This is a genomic window from Paraburkholderia sp. HC6.4b (assembly GCF_014200875.1).
Classification (GTDB): domain Bacteria; phylum Pseudomonadota; class Gammaproteobacteria; order Burkholderiales; family Burkholderiaceae; genus Paraburkholderia; species Paraburkholderia tuberum.
This window is the reverse complement of the sequence record NZ_JACHDC010000005.1, coordinates 311,919-335,035: the sequence shown is the minus strand read 5'-3', so window position 1 is coordinate 335,035 and position 23,117 is coordinate 311,919. Positions and strand designations below refer to the sequence as shown.

Sequence of the window (23,117 nt, the reverse complement as noted above, 5' to 3'; positions counted from 1 at the left end):
TTCCGCCAGACCGTGCAAACCGGCGGTTTTGCGTGACTCGCGTCGTGTGTATTATTCGCGGTTATTCAGGTCGTAAAATATATCAATCATGCTGCCGACGATCCCCGACCTGCGCCAGTTGCGCTATTTCGTCACCGTCGCCGAAGAAAAGCACTTCGGGCGCGCGGCCGCGCGTCTGTCGATGACGCAGCCGCCGCTGTCGCAGGCGATCCGCGCGCTCGAGGAGACGCTCGGCGTCGAGCTGTTCGCGCGCACCAAGCGCTCGGTCGAGTTGACGGCGGTCGGCGCCGATCTGTTGCCGGAGGTGCAGCGGCTGCTCGCGGCCGCGGAAGGGCTCAGGCCGCTCGCGCAGAGCCTCGCGCGCGGCGAGGCGGGCGTGCTGTCGCTGGCGTTCGTGTCGACTGCGGATTACGGCCTGCTGCCGCTGCTGTTGCGCGATTTCGGCGCGCGGCATCCGGGCGTGCGGCTCGAACTGACCGAGGCGACCAGCGACGTGCAGGTCGAGGAACTGGTGGCCGGGCGTATCGACGCGGGTCTGGTGATCGCGCCGCTGCCGTCGCGGCATGCGGCGCAGCTGTCGTGGCTGCCGATCGCGCGCGAGCCGCTCGTGATCGCGATGTCGACGGAGATGGCGCAAGGCTTGCGGGGCAGCGTGAACGCAAACGGCAAGGGCAGCGCCGCCGAAGACCCCGCCGCCGAATGGCTCGAGATGCCCGTCAGCCTGCGCGATGTCGCCGACGCGCCGCTCGTGATCTTCCCAAGGCGTCTCGCGCCAGGCTTTTATGACATCATTATGGATTGCTACGGCGTTGCGGGCCTCGCGCCACGGATCGGCCAGGAGGCGATCCAGATGCAGACCATCGTGAGTCTCGTGTCGGCCGGCATGGGCGTCGCGCTGGTGCCGCAATCGTTGCGTAACCTGCGGCGCACGGGCGTCGTGTACCGGCCGCTGTCCGAGTCGGTGCCCGCGATCGAGACGGGCCTCGTCTGGCGCAGCGACGAGGTCAGCCCGGTGCTGGCGGGCTTCATCGACATCGTGCGCGCGCATGCGGCGAGCGTCGCGTCGCGTGTCTAGATCCCGCTTCTGATTCCCTGTAAAAACTGCTTTCGAACCTGAACTGCCCATAACTACACGATGCTCATTCACCCCAATTTCGACCCTGTCGCCATCCATCTGGGGCCGCTCGCCGTGCGCTGGTATGGCTTGATGTACCTCGTCGCATTCGTCGCGGCGATCGTCGTTGCCCGGTTGCGGCTGCGGCTGCCGTACGTCGCCGCGCAAGGCTGGACCGCGAAGGATATCGACGACATGCTGTTCTACGGCGTGCTAGGTACGATCCTCGGCGGCCGGCTCGGCTATGTGCTGTTCTACAAGGCGAGCTTTTATTTCGCGCATCCGCTCGACATCTTCAAGGTGTGGGAAGGCGGCATGTCGTTTCACGGCGGCTTTCTCGGCGTGACGCTCGCGATGATGCTGTTCGCTTATCAGCGCAAGCGCTCGTGGCTGCAAGTCACCGACTTCGTCGCGCCGATGGTGCCCACGGGCCTCGCGGCGGGGCGCCTCGGCAACTTCATCAACGGCGAGCTGTGGGGCCGCGTGACCGATCCGTCGGCGCCGTGGGCGATGCTGTTTCCCGGCGCCGCGCCTGACGACGCCACATGGCTCGCCGCGCATCCGCAACTGGCCGCGCAATGGCATCTGAACGAAGTGTTCGCGCAATATCACATGCTGCCGCGACATCCGTCGGAGCTGTACGAGATCGCGCTCGAAGGCGTGGCGCTGTTCTTCGTGCTGATCTTTTTCTCGCGCAAACCGAAGCCGCTCGGCGCGATTTCCGCGATGTTCCTGATCGGCTACGGCCTGGCGCGCTTCACGGTCGAATTCGCGCGCGAGCCGGACGATTTCCTCGGCCTGCTCGCGATGGGGCTGTCGATGGGTCAATGGCTGTCGCTGCCCATGATTCTCGCGGGCATCGGCCTGATGGTGTGGGCGTATCGCCGTGGGCGTCGCGAGCCGGCGCAGGCGGTTGGCGCGAACTGAGCGGCGCTCGGCTAGCGTTGCGAGTGTTGCATGAAAAAACGCCACGGCATCGATGGATGCCGTGGCGTTTTCTGTTTGGGCTTGCGCTTGCGCGTCACTTCATCTGCACCGACCCCGACACGTTGACCGTCACCGTCGACGTGCCGCCTTCGAGCGACAGCGGCGCGCTCTTCGCGTCGGCGCCCATCGCGCGTGCGCTCATCATCATCATCGGACGCGGCATCACGCCGCTGTGATTCACGTTGACCTCGCGGATCGAATAGCCGCTAAAGCCGAACGCCTGCGAGGACGCCGCGGCCTGCTCGCGAAACGATTTGATCGCCTCGCCGCTGAGCCGCTGTTCGGCCGCGCGCTGCGCTTGCGGCGACAGCGAGAAACGCACGTTGCCAACCTGCATGATCGATGCCATCTGTCCGGCGAGCTTCGATGCCGCGGCGAAGTCGCGCGATTCGAGCACGACTTCCGTGCGGCCGCGCCACGTCGTGATGCGTCCGTCGCGGTCCGTCGACGGGAAGATCGAGAACGCGCCCGAGCGCGCGGTCACGCCGCTGACGCCGCGCGCTTTCTGCAATGCCGCGTCGGCGCGTTCGTTCAGCGTCGACGTCAGCGACGACGGCTCGCTCGCTTCCTGCTCGTAAAACAGCGTGATTTCGACTTCGTCCTGCGGGACTTCCGCGCTCGCCTGCGCATTCAGCGACAGCACGCCCGAAGGCTGCGGCATCATGGTCTGCGCTCGAGCGGGCGCAGGGTTCAGTGCAAGTGCCACAGGCGCGCCCAAGGCGAGCGCAAGTGCGAGGGACCGCGCGGTTTTTGCCGTCATGACTGGAATCCTTGTTTGAACAGGTTGTGCACGTTCGACGCGAGCGCCGGGTGGTGGCGCGCGGTTTGACGGATGCGCTGGCGAATGCATCGGCTTGCCGTTGAGCGGCCGGTTCGAGTTCACGCTTTCGTCGACCGATTAGGCGCGTTTTACCGACGCTTGGTTCCCCAATTAGTGCTTCGCCGCCGCATCGGAAACGATGACCTGGATGCGATCACGACAGGTGCCGCGTCGCGCGTTCGCCCTTAAACCAGCTGTTTAATAATGAAGCGCCATTCGGCTTCGGTCACCGGCGTGATCGACAGGCGGTTGCCTTTGGCGAGCACGCGCATGTCCTGCAATTCGGCATGCTCGCGCAGCGCGGCAAGCGGAATCAGCCCGATTTTCTTCTTGAACACGACGTCGACGAGCATCCAGCGCGGTGTTTCCGGCGACGATTTCGCGTCGTAGTACGGACTCTTTTTATCGAACTGCGTAGGGTCCGGATACGCGGTCGACGAGACCTCCGCGATGCCCGCGATGCCGGGCTCCGGACAGCTCGAATGATAGAAGAGCACGCCGTCGCCGACCTGCATCACGTCGCGCATGAAGTTGCGCGCCTGATAGTTGCGTACGCCGGTCCACGGCAAGGTGCGATGAGGTGCGTTGGCGAGGTCGTCGATGCTTGCTTCGTCCGGTTCGGACTTCATCAGCCAGTAGCGCATGAATCGGAGTGAGCGTGTGAGATTGAACGAAGCGCAACAACAGCAGGCGCGTACGGAAAAGCCCCTGAAAAAGGCGCTCAAACGAAAAAACGACGACCAAAGAAAAACGGCATCGAACCGAAGTCCGATGCCGTTCCAGATAAGGTCCCCGCCTTAGCCGCTAGGCCGGCATCCTGAACCGAGGGTTCAGAATTGGTCGCAGTTAGCAACACTTCGGGTACATCAGACTGAGTGACGCGCACACCCGTGCTACAAATTTCCGCAACCGTGCACATGGCATTGGTTCAAGGAATGTATGACCTTGGCGAACCAGGCAGGGAAGCTAAACCGATGAAGCTACAACCCAAACCGTTCAACACGTGACCGATTCGAAACCGGCCCACTACTGCTTACTGCAAGCTGTACTGCTCGATCACAGTACCTAGCTGTTCGTTCATTTGCTGCATTGTACGCCGGATTTCTTCAGCGGGAAATGCTTCTCCGTGTCGCACGCTGCTTTGCAGCTTAAGCAGTTCCGATGCCAGCGACAGCGCAGCCATCACCGCGATGCGATCGGTGCCGCGCACGTTGCTGCCGCTGCGGATTTTCTTCATCTCGGCGTCGACGCGCGCGACCGCCTCGAGCAGCGCGCCTTCCGTTTCCGGCGAGCAGGCGAGACGATAGGGTACTTCGAGAATCGATACTTCGATCTGCTTGGTGGTCATGCGCTTTCTCCGTGTCGGCTCACGTCGCTTTCCGCTTCCTCGTGTCCGGGCTGGGCGGACTCGAGCAGATCGAGCTGGTTATCCGGTTCGCTGCTCGCGCGTGCGCGCGGCAATTTTTCGAGAATCGCATTCAGGCGCACCTGAGCGTCGTCGATCTTGGCGGACAGCGCGTCGCGTTCCGCCTGCAGTGCGTCGCGCTCTTCGCGCAATTGCGCGAGTTCCGCATGCGTGGCTTGCACTTCGGCACGCGTTTGCGCGAGCTGCTCTTCGAGCGCGAGCCGCGCTTCGTTGTGGCGCTGGCTGATCGCAATCAGCTTGCCGATGTTCTGGGAGAGTGATTCGAGTTCGGTGAGCATGTGCTGCGTCCTCTAAAGACATCGCATTTTAGCGCGGAATATTACAGGTTCCGACAATTGTCTCGTTTCGAGACGTAACAGCATCGCTACGTGCAGGTTCGTTGCATGTCGTGTCGTCGACCATAAGGTAAAAAACCGGTAATCCATCGGACAATAACCTGCATTCAACAGAACCGATTGCGCTCCGGTCGACCTTTCTTGACGCCCCGCGAGGCCGCTCGTAAACTTCCCGCACTCTGGTGCCCGCGCGCGCTTCTCGGCGTGCGCAGTTAAACGGGAAGCAGGACGCGCGCGGTGCCAAAACCGGATGCGCGAACCTGCGCTGCCCCCGCAACGGTAAGCGACCGCATGTGATGTGCTCATGCAGGTCGGTCCTGATCGCAAGGTTGGAAGTTCAACGTGCGAGTGTGCCACTGCGCGTCACGCGTGGGAAGGCGGGATCGATGTGTCGTAGCCCGGATACCGGCCAGAAAAGAGGGACGTCCCCCCGCGAAAACGCTAAACAAGGGGGCGCCTCGTGACGCGTCGGCCTGCGGGGAAGCAGGCCGCGCACGCTATCCACAGGAATGTCATCCCATGCTGTCCCCCATCGCCCGCGCAACGCTGCTCGCGTTCGCGAGCCTGCCGCTCGTCGTGCATGCGCAAAGCGCCGAGCCCGCGTCCGCGTCTGCGACGCCGTATTCGTCTTCATCGTCCGCCACGGATGCTACCGCCGCAAACGCTGCAATCGCTGCCAATGCCGCCTCCACCGATGCGCCGGGCAACGTGCTGTCGCCGATCGTCGTGACCGCGCAACGCGGACCGCAAGCGTTGCGCGATGCGATCCCGCAGACTACGCAGTTCGATCAGCAGGACATCGCCGACACGACCGCGACCGATCTGCCCGGCCTGTTGCAACTCGCGCCAGGCGCGCAGATCTCGCGCACGGGTGGCCCCGGGTCGACCACGAGCCTCTTTCTGCGCGGCGCATCGTCGACGCAATCGCTGCTGCTGATCGACGGCGTGCGCGTCGATTCGGTGAGTCTCGGCTCAGCTCAACTCGCACAGATTCCGCTCGATCAGGTCGATCACGTCGAAGTGGTGAACGGCAACGTGTCGGCGTTGTATGGCTCGGGCGCGATCGGCGGCGTCGTGCAGGTGTTCACGAAAGACGGCGGCGATCATCCGCCGCGTTTCAATTTTTCGGTCGGCTACGGCAGCTATCGCACGCAGACGCAAACGGCCGGCGTGAACGGCGCGCTCGATCAGGACGGCCGCACGACTTTCAATATTTCGCTCGCGCGCACGAAGGACGACGGCTTTTCGTCGCTCAATCCGCTCGAGGCGCCGAACGCGAATCCGAACGCAAACGGCAATCTGAACGAGAGCATCAGCGCGTCGCTGCGTCACAAGTTCACCGACAGCTGGGACGCGGGCGTCAGCTACTTCCAGTCGAACAACGACAACAGCTACGACAATGCGTACGGCGAGCCGACCGATCTGAACAATCTCTATAGCAAGGTGCGTCAGGTGTCGGTATTCGCGAACGGCAAGCTGACCGACTGGTGGACCACCCACGTCACGCTCGCCGAGGGCGACGACCGCAGCGTGTCGAACACCAATGGCATCTACAACGGCCGCTTCGATACCGACAATCGCCAGTACACGTGGCAGAACGATTTCGCGCTCGCCGCGCACCAGAAGCTGCAATTCGGCTACGAGCATCTCGACCAGACGCTCGACTCCGACACGTTCGCCGCGCCCGACCGTCACGTCGATTCGGTCTTCGCGGGCTACAGCGCGCGCTTCGGCCGCAACCAGATTCAGGCCAACGTGCGACGCGACCAGTACTCCGATTTCGGTGGAGCGAACAGTTACTATCTCGGCTACGGATTCGACATCACGTCGCGCTGGAAGGTAACCGCAAGCTATTCGGATGCGTTCCGCGCGCCGAGCTTCGACGATCTGTACTATCCGATCAGCGGCAACCCGTCGATCCAGCCCGAGCGCAGTCATTCGGTCGAAGCCGGTTTGCAGTACGCGACCGATGCGCTCGGCGTGATGCGTCTGAACGCATTCCAGACGCGCTATACGAATCTGATCGACTACGTGCAGACGATCCCCGGCATCTACCTCGCGGAGAACGTCGGCCGTGCGAAGGTGCAGGGACTCGAGGGATCGTGGAGCGGTCATGTCGGCAAGACCGACGTGCGCGCAACGGTGACGCTGCAGAACCCGGTCGATCTCGACAACGGTACCGACCTCGTGCGGCGCGCGCGTCGGTTCGGGTCGTTCGCGGTGAATCGCAGTATCGGTGGATGGCGGGTTGGCGGCGAGTGGATCGTCAGCGGTCCGCGTACCGATAGCACGGGCAACCTCGGCGGTTATGGCATCGTGAATCTGTCGGCGCGCTACAACGTCACCAAAGCGTGGTACGTCAGCGCGCAAATCGACAATCTGTTCAACAAGGATTATGAAACGGCCTACTCGTATAACTCGCCGCGACGCGGTGCGTATCTCACGCTCGGCTGGCAGCAGCAGTGACGCGCGCGCCGGGGTGGCCGCATGCGTGAGCGCACGCGGATGAGCCGCGCGTCCGCTTCGCTATGCGCCGCGATGGCGACGCCGCGCCCGATGAACGCGAAACGCGCGGCCGCGATCTGGCTCGGCCTCGCGCTCGCCGCCGTGGCGGTGCTCGGCGCGTCGCTGGTGCTCGGCAGTGTGCCGCTCGCGCCGTCGCGCGTGCTTGCGGCGCTCGTGCCGACGCACACGTTCGGCGGCACGGGCAGCGACGATCTCGCCGGCGAAATCGTGCGTACGTTGCGTTTGCCGCGCGCGCTCGCGGGCTTCGCGTGCGGCGCGTTGCTCGCGCTCGCCGGCGCGCTGCTGCAGGTGCTGCTGCGCAATCCGCTGGCCGAGCCATACGTGCTCGGCGTGTCGGGCGGCGCGGCGACGTTCGCGCTCGTTGCGATGATCGCGGGCGGCGCATGGTGGCTCGTCGATGCGAGCGCGTTCGCGGGTGCGTTCGTGTCGATCCTGCTGGTGCTCGGCCTCGCGCGTCGCGAGCTATGGCGCGGCGAGCCGCAGGACACGTCGCCCCGTTTGCTATTGACCGGCGCGGTGATCGCGGCCGGGTGGGGCGCGCTGATCACGCTGCTGCTCAATCTCGCGCCCGACAGCCGTCTGCGCGGCATGCTGTTCTGGCTCACCGGCGACCTCAACGGCGGCGCGCTGCCGTGGACCGCGCTGATGGCGCTCGCGCTCGTGTTGCTTGCGATCGTGCCGGCCGCGCCGCGTCTGAACGTGTTGCTGCGCGGCGACGCGGCCGCCCAGGCGTTGGGCGTCGCCGTGATGCCGCTGCGTTTGCGTGTGTACCTGGTCGCGTCGCTGGCGGCGGCCGCGGCGGTGACGACCGCGGGCACGATCGGCTTCGTCGGTCTCGTCGTGCCGCACATGCTGCGGCTCGCGTTCGGCAACGATCAGCGCATGCTGCTGCCGGCGGCCGCGCTCGGCGGCGGTGTCGCGGTGATGGGCGCGGATCTGATCGCGCGTACCGTGATCGCGCCCGCGCAATTGCCGGTCGGCGTGATCACGTCGCTGGTCGGCGTACCGGTGTTCCTGTGGATGCTGCTCAAACGCCGCCGATGATACGAGCCAAACCCAGCCCCACCTGTTCGATGCTGAGCACGCAGCGCCTGACGTTGCGCGCCGGCGCGCGCACCTTGCTCGACGCATTCACCCACGCGTTCCATGCGGGCGAAATCTGGTGCATCGCCGGGCCGAACGGCGCGGGCAAGACCACCTTGCTATCGACGCTGGCGGGGCTGTTGCATCCGGCGGCGGGCCATGTCGAACTCGATGGCGTGCGCGTGGCCGACTGGCAGCCGCTGCCGCTCGCACGGCGCCGCGCGCTGATGCCGCAAAGCGCGGCCGATGCGTTCAACGCAAGCGTGCTCGACATCGTGCTGCTGAACCGCTTCCCGCATCTGGGCGGCTGGGGCTGGGAGCGCGACGAGGATCGCGCGGCCGCGCGGGCGGCGCTCGAACGGCTCGGCCTTGCGGACTTTGCGGCGCGCGACGTGCTGTCGCTATCGGGCGGCGAGCGTCAGCGCGTTGCCCTCGCGGCGGTGCTGTGCCAGGACGCGCCGCTGTTGCTGCTCGACGAACCGTTGTCGCATCTCGACCTGCATCATCAGGTCGACTGTCTCGAAGCGCTCGCCGCATGGACGCGCGAACCGCGCCGTAGTGTGCTGTTCTCGTGCCACGACCTGAACCTCGCGCGCCGCTTCGCGACGCACGCGTTGCTGCTCGACGGCGCGGGCGGCGCGTATGCGGGCCCAGTGCGCGACGTGCTGACGCCCGCGTTGACGAGCCGCGCGTTCGGCTATCCGCTGATTCTGATTCGCGACGGCGAGCACGAGGCGCTGATACCCGCGCCGCGCGCGCGTCACGAATCGCCTGCCGGCCATGACGCACAGTCAGGCTGATATTTATTCCTATCCCTTGTTTCGATCACACCTATGACTCGCATCCCACACCCAGCCGGTTTGCCCGAAGTCGCGCCGCTCGATCAGACGCTACGCGCCGAACTGCAGCGGATCATCGATACGCGCACCAAACCGCCCGGCAGCCTCGGCCGGCTCGAAACGCTGGCGCGCCAGATGGGCCTGATCCAGCGTAGTACGCGTCCCACCGTGCAGCGTCCCGCGATGATCGTTTTCGCGGGCGACCACGGCATCGCCGCCGAAGGCGTGAGCCCCTATCCGCAAGCGGTGACCGCGCAGATGGTCGAGAACTTCATCGCGGGCGGCGCGGCGATCAACGCGCTCAGTCGCGTCGCGGGTCTCGAGCTCGAAGTGGTCAACGCGGGCATCGCGACGCCGCTGCCGTCCACGGACCGACTCGTCGACATTCCGGTCGGGCCCGGCACGCGCAACTTCGCACACGAAGCCGCGATGACGCACGCCGAAGCGCTCGCCGCGATGCAGGCGGGCGCCGCGCGCGTGCGTCATCACGCGGCGCTCGGCACGAACGTGATCGGCTTCGGCGAGATGGGCATCGCGAACACCTCGGCGGCCGCGTGTCTGATGAGCCGCCTGTGCGGTGTGCCCATCGACGAATGCGTCGGCCGCGGCACGGGTCTCGGCAATGCCGGACTCGCGAAGAAGCGCAACGTGCTCGCGGCGGCGCTCGCGCGCCATGCGGATGCACGCGCGCCGCTCGACGTGCTCGCGACCTTCGGCGGCTTCGAAATCGCGATGATGGCGGGCGCGTATCTGGCGGCCGCCGAGGCGCGCATGACCATCCTCGTCGATGGCTTCATCGCGACGTCCGCGCTGCTGGTCGCCGATGCGTTCTCGCCCGACGTGCGCGAGTACTGCGTGTTCGCGCATGCGTCGAACGAGGCCGGGCATCGGCGCATGCTCGATCATTTCGGCGCGCAGCCGCTGCTGTCGCTCGACATGCGGCTCGGCGAAGGCACGGGCGCCGCGCTCGCGGTGCCGTTGCTGCGCGCGGCGGTGGCCTTCGTCAACGAGATGGCCAGCTTCGATTCGGCGGGCGTCGCCGATCGCGAACCGTGAAGCGCGCGAGCACGCGCTTCGCGATAACGCGAAGCTCGGCCCGCAGCGCCGTGAACCTGCACTCGCCACGTTCATGAACCCGCTCGCGGAACTGCGCTATTTCTTCACGGCGCTCGGTTACTTCACGCGCGTGCCCGTGCCGCGCTGGGTCGGTTTCGAGCCGCATTATCTGAACGCCGCGGCGCGCTATTTTCCGCTCGTCGGCGTGTTGGTCGGCGGCTTCAGCGCGCTCGTCTATCTGGCCGCGCTGCGCGTGTTTCCGGCGAGTGTCGCGGTGCTGCTGTCGATGGCCGCGTCGCTCGTGGTCACGGGCGCATTTCACGAGGACGGTCTCGCCGACTGCATCGATGCGTTCGGTGGCGCCTATACGCGCGACGATGCGCTGCGCATCATGCACGACTCGCGCATCGGTGTTTTCGGCGCCATCGCGCTCGTGATCGCTCTGGCGATCAAGTGGCAAACGCTCGCGGCATTGTCACCGCTGCGCGCCGCAAGCCTGATGCTTGCGGCGCATGGCGCGAGCCGCGCGTGCGCGATCAGTTACCTGGCCACGCTCGACTATGTGCGCGCGGCCGGCAAAGCCAAGCCGGTCGCGCAGCGTTTGAGCGGGCCGGCGCTGTTGTGCGCCGTGCTGTTCGGGCTGCCGTGGCTGCTGTGGCCGAACGGCCCCGGCATGCCCGACTGGCGTTTCGCCGCGCTCACGTGTGCTGTGCTGTTCGCGCTGCGCTTTGCAATGGGCCGTTATTTCGTCAGACGCATCGGCGGCTATACCGGCGACTGCCTCGGCTTCGCGCAGCAGATCTTCGAATTGAGCATCTACCTGGTGGGGCTTGCATGGATATCGTCCTGATTCGACATCCCGCTGTCGCGCTCGAGGCGGGGGTTTGTTACGGCCATAGCGATGTCGCGTTGGCGGAAAGCGCCGAGGTCACGTCCAATGCGTTGGCGGTGAAGCTCGCGAGCTTGCAGGTGCCGGCGCCGCGTGTGCTGATCACGAGTCCGCTTACGCGCTGCGCCGCCCTAGCGACCGAGATCGCGAACGACTTCGGCTGCGTGGTCAGCCACGACGAGCGCCTGAAGGAAATGGATTTCGGCGAGTGGGAAGCGCAGCGCTGGGATACGATCGATCGCGCGCTGCTCGACGACTGGGCCGCCAATTTCGAACATGCGCGCGCGCACGGCGGCGAGAGCGTCGCGCAATTCGTCGCGCGTGTGCGAGCGTGGTTCGATGCGTTCGCGCTGACGCGCGAGCTGTCGCCCGCATACGTGGTCACGCACGCGGGCGTGATGCGCGCGATCGCGTCGTGGGTGCTGGAGGTGCCGCTCGCGCATTGCCTGCAGTGGTCGCTAGATATGACGGGGATCGTCTGGTTGCGACGTAACGACGAGACGCTGCAGTGGTCGCTCGTGCGATGGAATGCGTGACCCGCTTGGTCATCGGGAAAACCGATCCTTTTTTCTCGCCACACGCGGCGCCGTCATGGCGCGGGCTGCTTGCTGCGCGAGCGCGCCAGTTCGAGGTCCTCGCACAGTTGCCGCGCGCCTTGCGCGATGCGCGGCGCGGGGCGATTGATCAGATCGCCGTCGATCGCAAACAGGTTGTTGTTCGCGACGGCCGCGAGGCCCGGCCATGCGCGCCATGTGTCGAGTTGCGGCAGCATCGTGTCGGGCCGCGTCGCGCCGGGCGCGGCGGTGACGATCGCCTGCGGATTCGCCGCGAGCACCGCTTCGATCGACACGGTCGGCACGAGCGGCTGCAGGTCCGCGAACACATTGCGGCCGCCGCATAGCGTGATCACGTCGCTGATCATGTGCTCGCCGTTGAGCGTCATCAGCGGCCGGTCCCATACCTGATAGAAGACGCTGACGGCCGGGCGGTTCGCATACCGCGCGCGCAGACGGGCGATGTCGTCGCGGAAGGCGGCCGCCGCCGCATCCGCGCTCGCCGATGTGCCGAGGAGCCGGCCGAGCCTGGTCAGCGACACGGCGATATCGTCGAGACGGCGCGGCTCGCTGAAAAAGAGCGGCACGTGTAGCTCGCGCAAGCGTTCGAGCTGGCGCTGCGCGTTGCCGTGCCGCCACACGACGATCAGGTCCGGTTTCAGCGCGGCGATGCGTTCGAGGTCGAGCGCCTTGTTGTCGCCGACGCGCGGGAGTTGCTTCGCTTCGGGCGGATAGTCGCTGTACGACACGGCGCCGACCATCTTCGGGCCGCCGCCCGCGGCGTACAGCAATTCGGTCACGTGCGGGGCGAGGCTGATCACGCGCTGCGCGGGCGCGGCGAGCGTGACGGTCGCGCCGCTGTCGTCGGTGACGGTGATCGCGGCGTGCGCGCTCAGTGCGGTCAGCGCGAGCGCTGCGGCGCCGAACCAATGGATGAAGCCATGCGCCGCGGGCAGGGCAAAGCGGATGGAACGAGCAAAGCGGATCATCGGACGAGGGCGGATCACGAAGCGTTGAGCGGCTTGGGTGCGAAGGTCACTGCGCTAACTCGACCGCGCGGTATCGATCGAGTCAACCGCCTGTTGCAACTGTTGCTCGAAGCGGGTCCATTCGGCTTCGTCGCCCGGCAGCCCGAAGCGCACGCTGGCCGATGGCACCCGAAGCGATGGCGGAAAAAGACGCGTCCACACGCCGCGCCGCGCGAGCGCTTCATGCAACGCGGCGGCGCGCGCATCGTCGGTCCATGCGAAGAGCGGCGTGCCGCGTGTCGCGAAACCGTGCGCATGCAACAGCCCGGCAAGCCGCGCGCTGTCGCCGATGAGCCGCTCACGCATCCGCGTTTGCCACGCGGCATCGTCGAACGCGGCGCTCACCGCATGACGCGCGGGACCGCTGACGGTCCACGCCCCCAGCCTGTCGCGCAACGCGGCGAGCAATGCGGGCGCGCCCAGCACGAAGCCGGCGCGCACACCCGCGAGCCCGAAGAACTTGCCGGGCGAGCGCAACACGACGAGCCCGTCCCGGTGCGTATGCGCCGCCAGCGACGCGACCCGCGCGGCCGGCAGCGTATCGGCGAACGCTTCGTCGACGAGCAGCGTGCCGCCGCGTTCGCGCAACTGCGCGTGCCAGTGCAGCAGCCTGGCGGCATCGATATGCGTGGCGGTCGGATTGTCGGGGTTGACGATCGCGACGTGCGTGAGCGCGGCGGGCAGCGTGTCGCGATGCACGTCGAGCGGCGCGATCGCGTGTCCGGCGCGCGCGAACGCGGGCGCGTACTCGCCGTAGGTCAGCGGCGCGATGCCGACCGTCGCGGGCGACAGCAACGCGGGCAGCGCGCGAATCGCCGCCTGGCTGCCGGCGACGGGCAGCACGTGCGCGGCATCGGGCGCGTCGTAGTAGCGCGCGGCCCGCTCGGCGAAGCCGTCGCCTTCGTCGGGCAAACGGCGCCACGCGTCGGCGGGCAGCGCCGGCACCGGATAGCCGTGCGGATTGATGCCCGTCGACAGATCGAGCCACTGCGCGTACGCAATGCCGTAGCGCGCCGCCGCTTCGTGCAGGTTGCCGCCGTGCGCGATCGGGCCGCTTGCGGCGTGCTCGCGCGGTTGCGTCCAGTCGGTCATGCGCTCATCCCATCGCTACGCGCGTCGTTCCGCTCAGCCATGAAACGGCACGCTCAACAACGCCAGCACGATCAGCACGGCCAGCCAGAGAATCACCGTGCGTTCGACCAGCATCAACGCGGCGCCCACATGACGCGCCTCGGCGGGACGCCCGAAGCCCAGCGTCGGCCGGTGCTCGAGCGTGCCGTGATACACGGCCGGCCCGCCGATCAGCACGTTCAGGCTGCCGGCGCCGGCGGCCATCACCGGGCCCGCGTTCGGGCTGTCCCAGCGCGGCGCTTGCTCGCGCCAGCAGCGCCAGGCGGTCAGCGTGTCGCCGAGCAGCGCGTAGCTCGTGGCAGTCAGCCGCGCGGGAATCCAGTTCAGCACGTCGTCGATGCGCGCGGCGGCCCAGCCGAAGCGCAGATAGCGCGGCGTGCGATAACCCCACATCGCGTCGAGCGTATTGGCGAGGCGAAAGCCGAGCGCGCCAGGCCCGCCCGCGAGCGCGAACCAGAACAGCGCGCCGAAGATCGCGTCGTTGCCGTTTTCGAGCGCCGATTCGATCGCGGCGCGCGCGAGCGCGGCCTCGTTCGACTGCGCGGTGTCGCGCGAGACGATCCGTGCGGTCAACTCACGTGCCGTGGCCAGATCGCGTTGGCCGAGCGCCCGCGCGATCGGCGCGATGTGATCGCGCAGGCTGCGCGCGCCGAGCGCGAACCACAGCAGCGCGACATGCAGCGCGCAGGCCGCGAACAACGGCAGCACGGCGACGAGCCACCACGCGATCAACACCGGCGGCAGAACCGCGAGCGCCCATGCGAGCAGGCCCCTGAGCCGCAGACGCCGGTCGTGATTGAAGCGCGCCTCGATGCGCGCCGCCCAGTTGCCGAACCCGACCAGCGGATGCCGGCGGCTCGGCTCGCCAAACCAGCGATCGACGGCGACGCCCGCGACCGCGAGCGTCGCGACCAGCGGCATGGTCAGCGGCGGCATCACGCGCCGCTCGCGCTTTTCAGCGCGAGCGGCAGTCCCGCGACCATCAGCGTGGCCGCGCTGCTCAACGCGGCGATGCGCTGATTCAAGCGCCCGAGTTCGTCGACGTAAAGACGCGTGGCTTCGCCGAGCGGCACGACGCCGAGGCCGATCTCGTTGCTGACGACGATGATCTTGCCGCGCGCGCCGGCGAGCGCCGCTTCGAACGCGGCGGCCTGCTCGTAGTAGTGCGACAGCGGCGCCGCCGCGCCGTCGGCGGGACATAGCAGGTTTGCGAGCCACAGCGTCAGGCAGTCGATCAGCAGACACCGGCCCGGCGCGTCCTGTTGCGCGAGCGCGCCGGCGAGGTCGTCGTCCGCTTCGACGAGCCCCCAATGCGCGGGCCGCCGCTCGCGATGATGCGCAATGCGCGCGTTGAATTCGGCGTCGTCGGTGACGCGGGCGGTGGCGATGTAGATGACGGGGAGGGCGCTGTCGCTGGCGAGCCGCTCGGCATGCGCGCTCTTGCCGGAGCGGGCGCCGCCGAGGACGAAGGTGAGGTCGCGGGGAGTCATCCTATGATTGTACCGGCGCGATGGGATAATGCCGCTCGATTGCATTGCAACGCCACTGTCCATCTTCCACCTGCACCGCCGTGACCCGAATGACCATTCCTCCCGACACCCTGTCCGTGCCGCGCGGCACGCTGATGATCCAGGGCACCACGTCCGACGCGGGCAAGAGCACGCTGGTTGCGGGACTGTGCCGCCTCGCGCGGCGCGCGGGTGCGCGGGTCGCGCCGTTCAAGCCGCAGAACATGGCGTTGAACAGCGCGGTGACCGTCGATGGCGGCGAGATCGGCCGCGCGCAGGCATTGCAGGCGCTCGCCGCGGGCATCGACGCGCACACCGATCTGAACCCGGTGCTGCTGAAGCCGACCAGCGATCGCGGCGCTCAGGTGATCATCCACGGCAAGGCGCGCATCAATCTCGACGCGCGCGCGTATCACGACTACAAGCCAGTCGCGTTCGAGGCGGTGCTGGAGTCGTATGCGCGGCTGCGCGCGTCGTACGACACGATTTTCGTCGAAGGCGCGGGCAGTCCGGCCGAGATCAATCTGCGCGAGCGCGACATCGCGAACATGGGTTTCGCGGAGGCGGTCGACTGCCCGGTCGTGCTGGTCGCCGACATCGATCGCGGCGGCGTGTTCGCGCACCTGACCGGCACGCTCGCGTGTCTGTCCGACAGCGAGCAGGCGCGCGTGCGCGGCTTCATCATCAACCGCTTTCGCGGCGACATCGGTCTGCTGAAGCCCGGGCTCGACTGGCTGGAAGCGAAGACCGGCAAGCCGGTGCTCGGTGTCGTGCCGTATCTGCATGGCCTGACGCTCGACGCCGAGGACATGCTGCCGCCCGAGCTGCGCGCGGCGGCGAGCGTTGATTCGCGCCGTCTGCTGCGCGTGGTCGTGCCGGTGCTGCCGCACATCAGCAATCACACCGACTTCGACGCGTTGCGCGCGCATCCGCAGGTCGATTTTCACTATGTGCGCGCGGGTACGCCGCCGCCGGCCGCCGATCTGATCATCCTGCCGGGCTCGAAGAACGTGCCGGACGACCTCGCGTTTCTGCGCGCACAGGGCTGGGACGACGTGCTCGCGCGGCATCTGCGCTACGGTGGCCGCGTGATCGGCATTTGCGGCGGCATGCAGATGCTGGGCCGCGAGATCGCCGATCCGCATGGCGTCGAGGGCGCGCCGGGCACCTTCGCGGGCTTCGGCTGGCTCGACTATGCGACGGTGCTCACGCGCGACAAGACGCTGAAGAATGTGACCGGGCGCCTGGCGCTGCCCGGCACGCCGGACGTCGCCGGCTACGAGATTCATATGGGCGAGACGCGCGGGCCGGCATTGGACACGCCGGCGCTGCGACTCGACCACGCGGGCCCGTACGAGGGCGGCGCGGAGTTTGGCCGTCCCGATGGCGCGATGTCCGCCGATGGCCAGATTCTCACGACCTACGTGCATGGCCTGTTCGACACGCCGGCCGCGTGCGCGGCGCTGCTCGCATGGGCGGGTTTGAGCGATGCCGAAGCGCTCGACTATCCGGCGTTGCGCGAGGCGTCGCTGGAGCGGCTGGCCGATACGCTGGCCGGGCACGTCGATATGCGCAGGCTGTTCGCGGCGCTGGGGTGACGCTTTGCGCCGGTCTTTTTTATCGGCTTGAACGCGATTGCTGCGCGGGCGGTTCGCTCAGTACAACACCATCTGCGTGCAACGAAACAGCGCGATGGTCTTATCATCCGGACCGGTGACCGTCGCGTCCCAGACCTGCGTGCTGCGCCCAAGGTGCACACCCTTGGCGACCGCGCGGATCGTGCCCTGCGTCGCGGTGCCGAGGAAGTTGCTCTTCAGCTCGATCGTCGTGAAGTTGCGCGAGTTTTCGGGCAGATGCGCGATGCACGCGTAGCCGCACGCGGTGTCGGCGAGGCCGATCACCGTGGCCGCGTGCAGGAAGCCGTTCGGCGCGAGCAGCGCCTCGCGCACGGTCAGTTCGGCGACCAGTGTGCCCTGGTCCACGGTCAGCACGCGCAGGCCCAGCAGGTCCGGCAGCGTGCCCTTCTGGCGCTCCAGCAGGCGTTCGACGGTGTATTCCGGGCGCAGTTTGCTCATGAGATTCAGGTCCTTGTCGAAAAAAACGGCGGGTTGGAGCGGCCGATTCGCGATGCGGGGGCTTCGGCCGCGCTGAATTTGTCGATATTATCAACGGCTGGACCGGTGGGCGTCCCTGGAAACCGAACTTCGAACGGCAGCGATCGTGGAGCCCGCCGGCGCCGGTCACAGCGGATCGGCGGGGACGGAGCAATAGCGCGGCAAACCGGCTGGCGGTGTCCAGCCTTCTTTCCGGGAGATTTCATGTCGGTGATCGTGGTGGCGAATCCGAAGGGCGGCGTGGGCAAGAGCACGCTATCGACCAATCTGGCCGGCTATTTCGCCGCGGCGGGCGAATGGGTCGCGCTGGCCGACCTCGACAAGCAGCACTCCGCGCATGCGTGGCTCGAATTACGGCCCGCCACGCTGCCGAACATCGAAACCTGGGAGGTCAATCCCGACACGCCGGCCAAGCCGCCGAAAGGCCTCGAGCACGCGGTCGTCGACACGCCGGCCGGCCTGCACGGCAATCGCCTGAACATCGCGCTCGATCTCGCCGACAAGGTGATCGTGCCGTTGCAGCCGTCGCTGTTCGATATTCTCGCGACCCAGGAATTTCTCGAGCGGCTGGCGAAGGAAAAGGCGGTCAGGAAGGGCGCGATCGAGGTCGGCGTGGTCGGCATGCGCGTCGATGCGCGCACGCGCTCGGCCGAGCAGCTGCATCGCTTCGTCGAGGGATTGAAGCTGCCGGTGCTCGGTTTTCTGCGCGACACGCAGAACTACGTGCAGCTCGCGGCGCACGGCCTGACGCTGTGGGACGTCGCGAAAAGCCGTGTGGAGAAGGATCTGGAGCAGTGGCAGCCGATCGTCGAGTGGACGAACGGCGCGGGGAAGAAGGGCTGAGGCGGGGGCTGCCCGCCATCAGTCAAGCGTCAAGCTGAGCTTCGCTCAGCTCCAGGCCTGCGTGGGCACGTGGTCCCGGCTGCCCTTGATCTTGTTGTTTTCATCGACGAACACGAGGTCCGGCTTCCAGCCCGCCTTCAACTCCGCCTCGTCGACCACCGCGAACGCCGCGATGATGACCAGATCGCCGAGCTGCGCGCGACGCGCGGCCGAGCCGTTCAGCGAAATCATGCCGCTGCCGCGCTCGCCCTTGATCGCGTACGTCGAGAAGCGCTCGCCGTTGTTGATGTTCCAGATGTCGATACGCTCGTTTTCGACGATGTTCGCCGCTTCGAGCAGATCTTCGTCGATCGCGCACGAGCCCTCGTAGTGGAGCTCGCAGTGCGTGACCGCGACGCGGTGAATCTTCGACTTCAGCATATTGCGTTGCATGATCAATCCAATCCTGTGTGACTGCGCAGTGTAACTGTGTTCGCGCGGGCGGTTGCGGCGTCAGATTTCGAGGTTGTCGATGAGCCGGGTCGCGCCGAGCTTCGCGGCGGCCAGCACCACGAGCGGTGCGCTGGCGTCCTGCGCGCCGGGCGCGATCAGGTTCGAGCGCTTGCAAATCGCGATGTAATCGGGATTCCAGCCGCGCGTCGCGAGCGTCGCTTTGGCCGACTCTTCGAGTTTCGCGAAGTCGCGCTCGCCCGCGAGCACCGCGTCGCGCACCCGATTGAGTTCGGCGGCCAGCATCGGCGCCTCGGCGCGTTCGGCGGCCGAAAGGAACCGGTTGCGCGAGCTGAGCGCGAGGCCGTCGGTGTCGCGCACGGTTTCGGCGGCGACGATGTCGGTCGGCAGCGCGAACTGGTGGCACATCTGGCGCACGATCATCAACTGCTGGTAATCCTTCTTGCCGAACACCGCGACGCGCGGCTGCACGCACGACATCAGCTTCATCACGACCGTGCACACACCGTGGAAGAAACCGGGGCGGAATTCGCCCTCCAGGATGTCGCCGAGGTCGTGCGGCGGATGCACGCGGTATTCCTGCGGCTCCGGATACATGTCCCTTTCGGTCGGCGCGAACAGCACGTAGACACCTTCCTTTTGCAGCTTCTCGACATCGGCCTCGAGCGTGCGCGGATATTTGTCGAAATCCTCGTTCGGGCCGAACTGCAGGCGGTTGACGAAGATGCTCGCCACGACCGGGTCGCCGTGCTGGCGCGCGAGGCGCATCAGCGACAGATGGCCCTCGTGCAGGTTGCCCATCGTCGGCACGAAGGCCGTGCGATTCTGGCCGCGCAACTGGTCGCGCAATTCATGGATCGAGCTGATGACTTTCATGATCGGACAGGGATAGGCTCGCGCGGCGCGCGATCCGGTTGGCGCGACACCTGGCGGAATCGCGCGGGTCATCGCCTCACCGGCAAATGAGGGGTTCGGAGCGCGGATTGTAGTGGATTTGGGCAGCGGACGCACCGAAACGCGGCGGCACTTCCGAGCGGGGCGCGGCGCGCTTGCCGCGCACTCCCCGCTGAGGCCCGCCAGGCATCGCTGCGACGGTGTTCGTAGCGAGATTTCCACGGTCCGGCCGCGGTCCGGCCGTCAAGCGGCCGTCATTCAGCGCTCAGGCCGGTAGATACGCCAGCCGCACGTAAATCGGCGCGAACGGCTCCGCCTGGGTGATTTCGACGAGCGATTCACGGCACAGCTCGAGCACGGCGATGAAATTCACGATGACGACCGGCACGCCGCGGCTCGTGTCGAACAGATCGGAAAACTCGATGAAGCGCGCATTCTGCAACTGCCGCAGGATCAGGCTCATGTGCTCGCGCACCGACAACTCCTCGCGCGAAATCTTGTGATGCTGGACCAGCTTCGCGCGCTTGATCACGTCGGCCCACGCGGCGCGCAGGTCGTCGCTGTTCACGTCCGGGAAGCGCGGGGCGACACTCTGCTCGATGTAGACCTCGGCGCGCAGGAAATCGCGCCCAAGCTGCGGCAACTGGTCGATGCGTTGCGCGGCGAGCTTCATCTGCTCGTATTCGAGCAGGCGGCGCACCAGTTCGGCGCGCGGGTCTTCGGCTTCCTCGCCGGTGTCGGCCTTCTTGACCGGCAGCAGCATGCGCGACTTGATTTCGATCAGCATCGCGGCCATCAGCAGATACTCGGACGCGAGTTCGAGATTGGTCTTGCGCAGTTGCTCGACGTAGCCGAGATATTGCACGGTGACATCCGCCATCGGGATGTCGAGCACGTTGAAGTTCTGCTTGCGGATCAGGTACAGCAGCAGGTCGAGCGGCCCCTCGAAGGTCTCGAGGAATACCTCGAGCGCGTCCGGAGGGATGTACAGGTCGTTCGGCAGCTTGAACAGCGGCTCGCCGTACAGACGCGCGAACGCGACGCCGTCGACCGTGTCGGGCGTCGAATCGGTGGCGGGCGTGGAAAGCGCGGTGTCGGACGGTGCCGGCGCTGGGCCGTGAATGGGGCCGTGTATCGGACCGTGAAGCGGGCCGTGAAGCGGACCATGCACCTCGTCAGCGTGACTCATCGTCGGCGTGACTGGGGAGCTTAGAAGTTCTGGTAGTACGAGTAAGGCGTCTGCTGCACGCGCGAAGTTTTCTGCTCGGCGCGCTCTTCCAGATCGATCGGCTGTTTGTCCCACAGCAGTGCGCGGCCTTTGCGTTGCTCGGCCTCCAGATTGGGCTTCTGTTGCTTGAGCTGGTTCAGGAACTGGGTGATGTCCGATTGATACATGGCTCGACGTCCGTGGTGGGTAGGGTGGCGGCTCTCGGGCTGGCCGCTGCGCGGTGCCGCGGGGAGGGCGCCGTCGTCCGCGATTTTACCGCATGCGTCGCGGGCGGTCGAAAATCGCCGCGGGCCGCCCATTTTTGAGATGAAGCGCGGAGCTCCGCCAGGGGCACGAGACAGGCCGATCGGGGTCGCGTTGTGGTCAAATAGCATGCCTCGATCGGATGCGCGGCCGGGGCGCGAGAATTCACTCATTGAGGCCGGAGGTCCTGTTTGGCGGGAGGTACGATCGACATGCCGCGTGCGTTGCGCGGCGAGACCGGCCAGGCGCGCGGGCGCGCGCGTGAGCGCGAGGCGCTCGCGCGGTGCTGGCTGCGTGTGTCGCTCGCCATCGGCCTCGGCCTCCTGATGTTGCTGCTCGCCGCGGGCAAGGCTCAGGCGGCGAGCAAGGCACCGAGCTACAAGGTCGAGGTGGTCGCCGAGCCGCGCGCGCTGCGCCGGCTGCTCGAACAGCACCTCGATATCTCGCGTTTCGCGAAGCGGCCCGACGTCACCGACGACCAGTTCTCGTTCCTGATCACCGCGACGCCACAGCAGGTGCGCGATCTCGCCGCGACGCAGGGCTATTTCTCGCCGCTCGTCAGCACCGACGTGCGCACCGTCGACAATCTGCGGCAGGTCACCGTGCGCGTGGAGCCGGGCCCGCAGACCAAGGTCACGTCGGTCGATCTGTCGTTTCGCGGCGCGGTGCTGACCGAAGACCCATCGCGCGAAAACGCGACGCGCTTCGCGTTCTCGCTGCACGAGGGCCAGCCGTTCTCGCAGGGCGCCTGGGACGACGCGAAGAACGCGTCGCTGCACGAGCTGCAATCGCGCCGCTACCTCGCCGCGAAGATCTACCACTCGGAGGCGCTGATCGATCCGCGCACGCACACGGCGAAGCTGTCGGTGATCTACGACAGCGGGCCGACCTTCACGATGGGCCAGCTCGACGTGCAGGGCACGAAGCGCTATCCGGAGCGCATCGTCCACAACGTCAATCCGATCTCGCCGGGCGAGATCTACGACACGCGCACTGTCGCCGAACTGCAGCGCCAACTGCAGAACACGCCGTACTTCGCGAGCGTCGCGATCGACCTCGACGACAACCCCGCCAAGCCGCTCGACACGCCGGTGCACGTGAAGGTGTCGGAGTTTCCGTATCACAGCTTCCGCGGCGGCGTCGGCTATTCGACCGACAACGGCCCGCTCGTGCAGGGCGGCTACACGTATCTGAACACGTTCGGCGCGGCGTGGCCGTTCACCGTCGAGGGCCGCGCCGACAAGACGCAGCAATACGGGCAGATCCAGCTGTCGATGCCGCCGGGCCAGCACGGGTGGACCAATAGCGCGCTCGCGTCGTACACGACCACCGACGTCTCCGACACGCGCATCTACAGCATCCGCGGCGGCGTGCAGCGCTCGCGCACGTCGCAGTTCCTCGACTACAGCTATTCGCTGCTGTTCTACGACGATCAGCTCGACCAGAACGCGGCGCCGCCGACCCGCGCGCACGCGCTGGTGCCGGGGTGGTCGTGGACGCGGCGCGACACCGACGACCCGCTGTTCCCGCGCCGCGGCAACCTGATCCACGTCGAGGCGGCCTTCGCGGTGAAAGGTCTGCTCGCCGACCAGTCGTTTATCCGCGGCTACGCGCGCGGCCAGCAGTATTTCCCGATCGGCGTCGACGACATCGTGCTGATCCGCGCCGAACTCGGCGGCGTATTCACGAGCGGCAGCTCGAGCGGCATTCCGGCGTCGCTGCTGTTCCGCGCGGGCGGCTCGAACTCGGTGCGCGGCTACGGCTTCCAGAGCATCGGTAACAACGTCGCCGGCTCGATCCTGCCGACCAAGTACCTGCTGACGAGCGCGGCCGAATACCAGCACTGGTTCTCGCACAACTGGGGCGCGGCCGTGTTCTTCGACATCGGCACCGCGACCGACACCTGGGGCGAAAAAGTTTTCTATCCGGGCGCCGGCGTCGGCGCGCGCTGGCGCAGCCCGGTCGGCCCGGTCAATCTCGATGTCGCTTACGGGATCCGCGATAACCGGGTGCGGCCGTATATCACGCTCGGCATCGCGTTCTGACGTT

Annotated in this window: 24 protein-coding genes, 1 other RNA gene and 1 riboswitch; of the genes, 11 read left to right on the top strand and 14 right to left on the bottom strand. The window is 66.7% G+C overall.

Annotated features, from left to right (window positions below; all coding sequences use genetic code 11):
* Positions 1-88 precede the first annotated feature (88 nt).
* A complete protein-coding gene (locus tag HDG34_RS10190) occupies positions 89-1,075 on the top strand; it encodes a LysR family transcriptional regulator (RefSeq protein ID WP_184059655.1) in 987 nt (328 codons plus the stop codon).
* 60 nt (positions 1,076-1,135) lie between these two features.
* Positions 1,136-2,041, top strand: a complete 906-nt coding sequence (gene lgt, locus HDG34_RS10185; protein ID WP_184059654.1) for a prolipoprotein diacylglyceryl transferase — start codon at positions 1,136-1,138, stop codon at positions 2,039-2,041.
* 94 nt (positions 2,042-2,135) lie between these two features.
* Here lgt and HDG34_RS10180 read toward each other — a convergent pair whose 3' ends face one another.
* The 5 genes from HDG34_RS10180 to HDG34_RS10160 all read right to left on the bottom strand — a co-directional run bounded on the left by HDG34_RS10180 (position 2,136) and on the right by HDG34_RS10160 (position 4,625).
* Positions 2,136-2,861, bottom strand: a complete 726-nt coding sequence (locus tag HDG34_RS10180) for an SIMPL domain-containing protein (protein WP_184059652.1) — start codon at positions 2,859-2,861, stop codon at positions 2,136-2,138.
* Between the two features lie 245 nt (positions 2,862-3,106).
* The gene (locus HDG34_RS10175; protein ID WP_184059650.1) at positions 3,107-3,565 is read right to left on the bottom strand and encodes an EVE domain-containing protein; all 459 of its coding nucleotides are present in this window, start codon (positions 3,563-3,565) and stop codon (positions 3,107-3,109) included.
* Between the two features lie 141 nt (positions 3,566-3,706).
* Positions 3,707-3,888: non-coding RNA, 6S RNA (gene ssrS / locus HDG34_RS10170), on the bottom strand.
* A gap of 66 nt (positions 3,889-3,954) precedes the next feature.
* Complete coding sequence (locus HDG34_RS10165) at positions 3,955-4,269, bottom strand: cell division protein ZapA (RefSeq protein ID WP_018419691.1); 315 nt, start codon at positions 4,267-4,269, stop codon at positions 3,955-3,957.
* Positions 4,266-4,625 carry an ATPase gene (locus HDG34_RS10160; protein WP_090803421.1) on the bottom strand — a complete coding sequence of 120 codons (360 nt, stop codon included), beginning with the start codon at positions 4,623-4,625 and terminating at the stop codon, positions 4,266-4,268. The genes HDG34_RS10165 and HDG34_RS10160 overlap by 4 nt, the downstream gene beginning before the upstream one ends.
* Positions 4,626-4,845: 220 nt before the next feature.
* Positions 4,846-5,111: riboswitch (cobalamin riboswitch) on the top strand.
* 90 nt (positions 5,112-5,201) lie between these two features.
* On the opposite strand from HDG34_RS10160, the gene HDG34_RS10155 reads away from it, so the two are divergent.
* From HDG34_RS10155 to cobC, 6 genes are all read left to right on the top strand, one after another.
* On the top strand, positions 5,202-7,148 hold the full coding sequence (locus HDG34_RS10155) for a TonB-dependent receptor domain-containing protein (protein WP_184059648.1): 1,947 nt from the start codon (positions 5,202-5,204) through the stop codon (positions 7,146-7,148).
* Between the two features lie 39 nt (positions 7,149-7,187).
* Positions 7,188-8,252 (top strand): iron ABC transporter permease, encoded by a 1,065-nt coding sequence (locus HDG34_RS10150; RefSeq protein WP_184059798.1) that lies wholly within the window; start codon positions 7,188-7,190, stop codon positions 8,250-8,252.
* A 29-nt stretch (positions 8,253-8,281) separates the two neighbouring features.
* Positions 8,282-9,091 carry an ABC transporter ATP-binding protein gene (locus tag HDG34_RS39015; protein ID WP_409259298.1) on the top strand — a complete coding sequence of 270 codons (810 nt, stop codon included), beginning with the start codon at positions 8,282-8,284 and terminating at the stop codon, positions 9,089-9,091.
* 33 nt (positions 9,092-9,124) lie between these two features.
* Positions 9,125-10,186 carry a nicotinate-nucleotide--dimethylbenzimidazole phosphoribosyltransferase gene (gene cobT, locus HDG34_RS39010; RefSeq protein ID WP_260321108.1) on the top strand — a complete coding sequence of 354 codons (1,062 nt, stop codon included), beginning with the start codon at positions 9,125-9,127 and terminating at the stop codon, positions 10,184-10,186.
* Between the two features lie 73 nt (positions 10,187-10,259).
* Positions 10,260-11,036, top strand: coding sequence for an adenosylcobinamide-GDP ribazoletransferase (locus tag HDG34_RS10140; RefSeq protein ID WP_184059646.1), 777 nt, complete (start codon positions 10,260-10,262; stop codon positions 11,034-11,036).
* Positions 11,021-11,611, top strand: a complete 591-nt coding sequence (cobC, locus tag HDG34_RS10135; RefSeq protein ID WP_090803430.1) for an alpha-ribazole phosphatase — start codon at positions 11,021-11,023, stop codon at positions 11,609-11,611. Before HDG34_RS10140 ends, cobC begins: the two co-directional genes overlap by 16 nt.
* A gap of 53 nt (positions 11,612-11,664) precedes the next feature.
* On the opposite strand, the gene HDG34_RS10130 is transcribed toward cobC, so the two are convergent.
* From HDG34_RS10130 to cobU, 4 genes are read right to left on the bottom strand one after another with little or no spacing between them, the layout of a single operon-like run.
* Positions 11,665-12,618: a cobalamin-binding protein gene (locus tag HDG34_RS10130; protein WP_184059644.1), complete on the bottom strand. Its 954-nt coding sequence runs from the start codon at positions 12,616-12,618 to the stop codon at positions 11,665-11,667.
* Between the two features lie 54 nt (positions 12,619-12,672).
* A complete protein-coding gene (gene cobD, locus HDG34_RS10125) occupies positions 12,673-13,749 on the bottom strand; it encodes a threonine-phosphate decarboxylase CobD (protein WP_184059642.1) in 1,077 nt (358 codons plus the stop codon).
* Between the two features lie 33 nt (positions 13,750-13,782).
* A complete protein-coding gene (cbiB, locus tag HDG34_RS10120) occupies positions 13,783-14,724 on the bottom strand; it encodes an adenosylcobinamide-phosphate synthase CbiB (RefSeq protein WP_184059640.1) in 942 nt (313 codons plus the stop codon).
* Positions 14,724-15,278 carry a bifunctional adenosylcobinamide kinase/adenosylcobinamide-phosphate guanylyltransferase gene (cobU, locus tag HDG34_RS10115; RefSeq protein ID WP_184059638.1) on the bottom strand — a complete coding sequence of 185 codons (555 nt, stop codon included), beginning with the start codon at positions 15,276-15,278 and terminating at the stop codon, positions 14,724-14,726. The genes cbiB and cobU overlap by 1 nt, the downstream gene beginning before the upstream one ends.
* Positions 15,279-15,367: 89 nt before the next feature.
* Between cobU and HDG34_RS10110 the strand changes: the two genes are divergently transcribed.
* On the top strand, positions 15,368-16,894 hold the full coding sequence (locus HDG34_RS10110; RefSeq protein WP_184059636.1) for a cobyric acid synthase: 1,527 nt from the start codon (positions 15,368-15,370) through the stop codon (positions 16,892-16,894).
* Positions 16,895-16,951: 57 nt separating this feature from the next.
* Here the strand turns inward: HDG34_RS10110 and HDG34_RS10105 are convergent, their stop codons facing one another.
* Positions 16,952-17,371, bottom strand: a complete 420-nt coding sequence (locus HDG34_RS10105; protein WP_184021079.1) for a PaaI family thioesterase — start codon at positions 17,369-17,371, stop codon at positions 16,952-16,954.
* A gap of 243 nt (positions 17,372-17,614) precedes the next feature.
* Between HDG34_RS10105 and HDG34_RS10100 the strand changes: the two genes are divergently transcribed.
* On the top strand, positions 17,615-18,253 hold the full coding sequence (locus tag HDG34_RS10100; RefSeq protein ID WP_184059634.1) for a ParA family protein: 639 nt from the start codon (positions 17,615-17,617) through the stop codon (positions 18,251-18,253).
* Positions 18,254-18,298: 45 nt separating this feature from the next.
* Here the strand turns inward: HDG34_RS10100 and panD are convergent, their stop codons facing one another.
* The 4 genes from panD to HDG34_RS10080 form a co-directional block, all read right to left on the bottom strand.
* The gene (gene panD / locus HDG34_RS10095; protein ID WP_018431692.1) at positions 18,299-18,685 is read right to left on the bottom strand and encodes an aspartate 1-decarboxylase; all 387 of its coding nucleotides are present in this window, start codon (positions 18,683-18,685) and stop codon (positions 18,299-18,301) included.
* Between the two features lie 60 nt (positions 18,686-18,745).
* Positions 18,746-19,579 carry a pantoate--beta-alanine ligase gene (gene panC, locus HDG34_RS10090; RefSeq protein ID WP_184059632.1) on the bottom strand — a complete coding sequence of 278 codons (834 nt, stop codon included), beginning with the start codon at positions 19,577-19,579 and terminating at the stop codon, positions 18,746-18,748.
* Positions 19,580-19,862: 283 nt separating this feature from the next.
* Entirely contained in the window at positions 19,863-20,786 is a 924-nt protein-coding gene (locus HDG34_RS10085) for a ScpA family protein (RefSeq protein ID WP_221309086.1), read from the bottom strand.
* Positions 20,787-20,806: 20 nt separating this feature from the next.
* The gene (locus tag HDG34_RS10080; RefSeq protein WP_184007962.1) at positions 20,807-20,992 is read right to left on the bottom strand and encodes a DUF3460 family protein; all 186 of its coding nucleotides are present in this window, start codon (positions 20,990-20,992) and stop codon (positions 20,807-20,809) included.
* Between the two features lie 267 nt (positions 20,993-21,259).
* Here HDG34_RS10080 and HDG34_RS10075 point away from each other — a divergent pair, with 267 nt between their 5' ends.
* The gene (locus HDG34_RS10075) at positions 21,260-23,113 is read left to right on the top strand and encodes an autotransporter assembly complex family protein (protein WP_184059630.1); all 1,854 of its coding nucleotides are present in this window, start codon (positions 21,260-21,262) and stop codon (positions 23,111-23,113) included.
* The last annotated feature ends 4 nt before the right edge of the window (positions 23,114-23,117 follow it).

Bases quoted from the DNA above. Each gene is read 5' to 3' on its own strand.
- HDG34_RS10190 (WP_184059655.1), top strand. From the start codon at position 89: ATGCTGCCGACGATCCCCGACCTGCGCCAGTTGCGCTATTTCGTCACC.
- lgt (WP_184059654.1), top strand. From the start codon at position 1,136: ATGCTCATTCACCCCAATTTCGACCCTGTCGCCATCCATCTGGGGCCG.
- HDG34_RS10180 (WP_184059652.1), bottom strand. From the start codon at position 2,861: ATGACGGCAAAAACCGCGCGGTCCCTCGCACTTGCGCTCGCCTTGGGC.
- HDG34_RS10175 (WP_184059650.1), bottom strand. From the start codon at position 3,565: ATGCGCTACTGGCTGATGAAGTCCGAACCGGACGAAGCAAGCATCGAC.
- HDG34_RS10165 (WP_018419691.1), bottom strand. From the start codon at position 4,269: ATGACCACCAAGCAGATCGAAGTATCGATTCTCGAAGTACCCTATCGT.
- HDG34_RS10160 (WP_090803421.1), bottom strand. From the start codon at position 4,625: ATGCTCACCGAACTCGAATCACTCTCCCAGAACATCGGCAAGCTGATT.
- HDG34_RS10155 (WP_184059648.1), top strand. From the start codon at position 5,202: ATGCTGTCCCCCATCGCCCGCGCAACGCTGCTCGCGTTCGCGAGCCTG.
- HDG34_RS10150 (WP_184059798.1), top strand. From the start codon at position 7,188: ATGAGCCGCGCGTCCGCTTCGCTATGCGCCGCGATGGCGACGCCGCGC.
- HDG34_RS39015 (WP_409259298.1), top strand. From the start codon at position 8,282: ATGCTGAGCACGCAGCGCCTGACGTTGCGCGCCGGCGCGCGCACCTTG.
- cobT (WP_260321108.1), top strand. From the start codon at position 9,125: ATGACTCGCATCCCACACCCAGCCGGTTTGCCCGAAGTCGCGCCGCTC.
- HDG34_RS10140 (WP_184059646.1), top strand. From the start codon at position 10,260: ATGAACCCGCTCGCGGAACTGCGCTATTTCTTCACGGCGCTCGGTTAC.
- cobC (WP_090803430.1), top strand. From the start codon at position 11,021: ATGGATATCGTCCTGATTCGACATCCCGCTGTCGCGCTCGAGGCGGGG.
- HDG34_RS10130 (WP_184059644.1), bottom strand. From the start codon at position 12,618: ATGATCCGCTTTGCTCGTTCCATCCGCTTTGCCCTGCCCGCGGCGCAT.
- cobD (WP_184059642.1), bottom strand. From the start codon at position 13,749: ATGACCGACTGGACGCAACCGCGCGAGCACGCCGCAAGCGGCCCGATC.
- cbiB (WP_184059640.1), bottom strand. From the start codon at position 14,724: ATGCCGCCGCTGACCATGCCGCTGGTCGCGACGCTCGCGGTCGCGGGC.
- cobU (WP_184059638.1), bottom strand. From the start codon at position 15,278: ATGACTCCCCGCGACCTCACCTTCGTCCTCGGCGGCGCCCGCTCCGGC.
- HDG34_RS10110 (WP_184059636.1), top strand. From the start codon at position 15,368: ATGACCATTCCTCCCGACACCCTGTCCGTGCCGCGCGGCACGCTGATG.
- HDG34_RS10105 (WP_184021079.1), bottom strand. From the start codon at position 17,371: ATGAGCAAACTGCGCCCGGAATACACCGTCGAACGCCTGCTGGAGCGC.
- HDG34_RS10100 (WP_184059634.1), top strand. From the start codon at position 17,615: ATGTCGGTGATCGTGGTGGCGAATCCGAAGGGCGGCGTGGGCAAGAGC.
- panD (WP_018431692.1), bottom strand. From the start codon at position 18,685: ATGCAACGCAATATGCTGAAGTCGAAGATTCACCGCGTCGCGGTCACG.
- panC (WP_184059632.1), bottom strand. From the start codon at position 19,579: ATGAAAGTCATCAGCTCGATCCATGAATTGCGCGACCAGTTGCGCGGC.
- HDG34_RS10085 (WP_221309086.1), bottom strand. From the start codon at position 20,786: ATGAGTCACGCTGACGAGGTGCATGGTCCGCTTCACGGCCCGCTTCAC.
- HDG34_RS10080 (WP_184007962.1), bottom strand. From the start codon at position 20,992: ATGTATCAATCGGACATCACCCAGTTCCTGAACCAGCTCAAGCAACAG.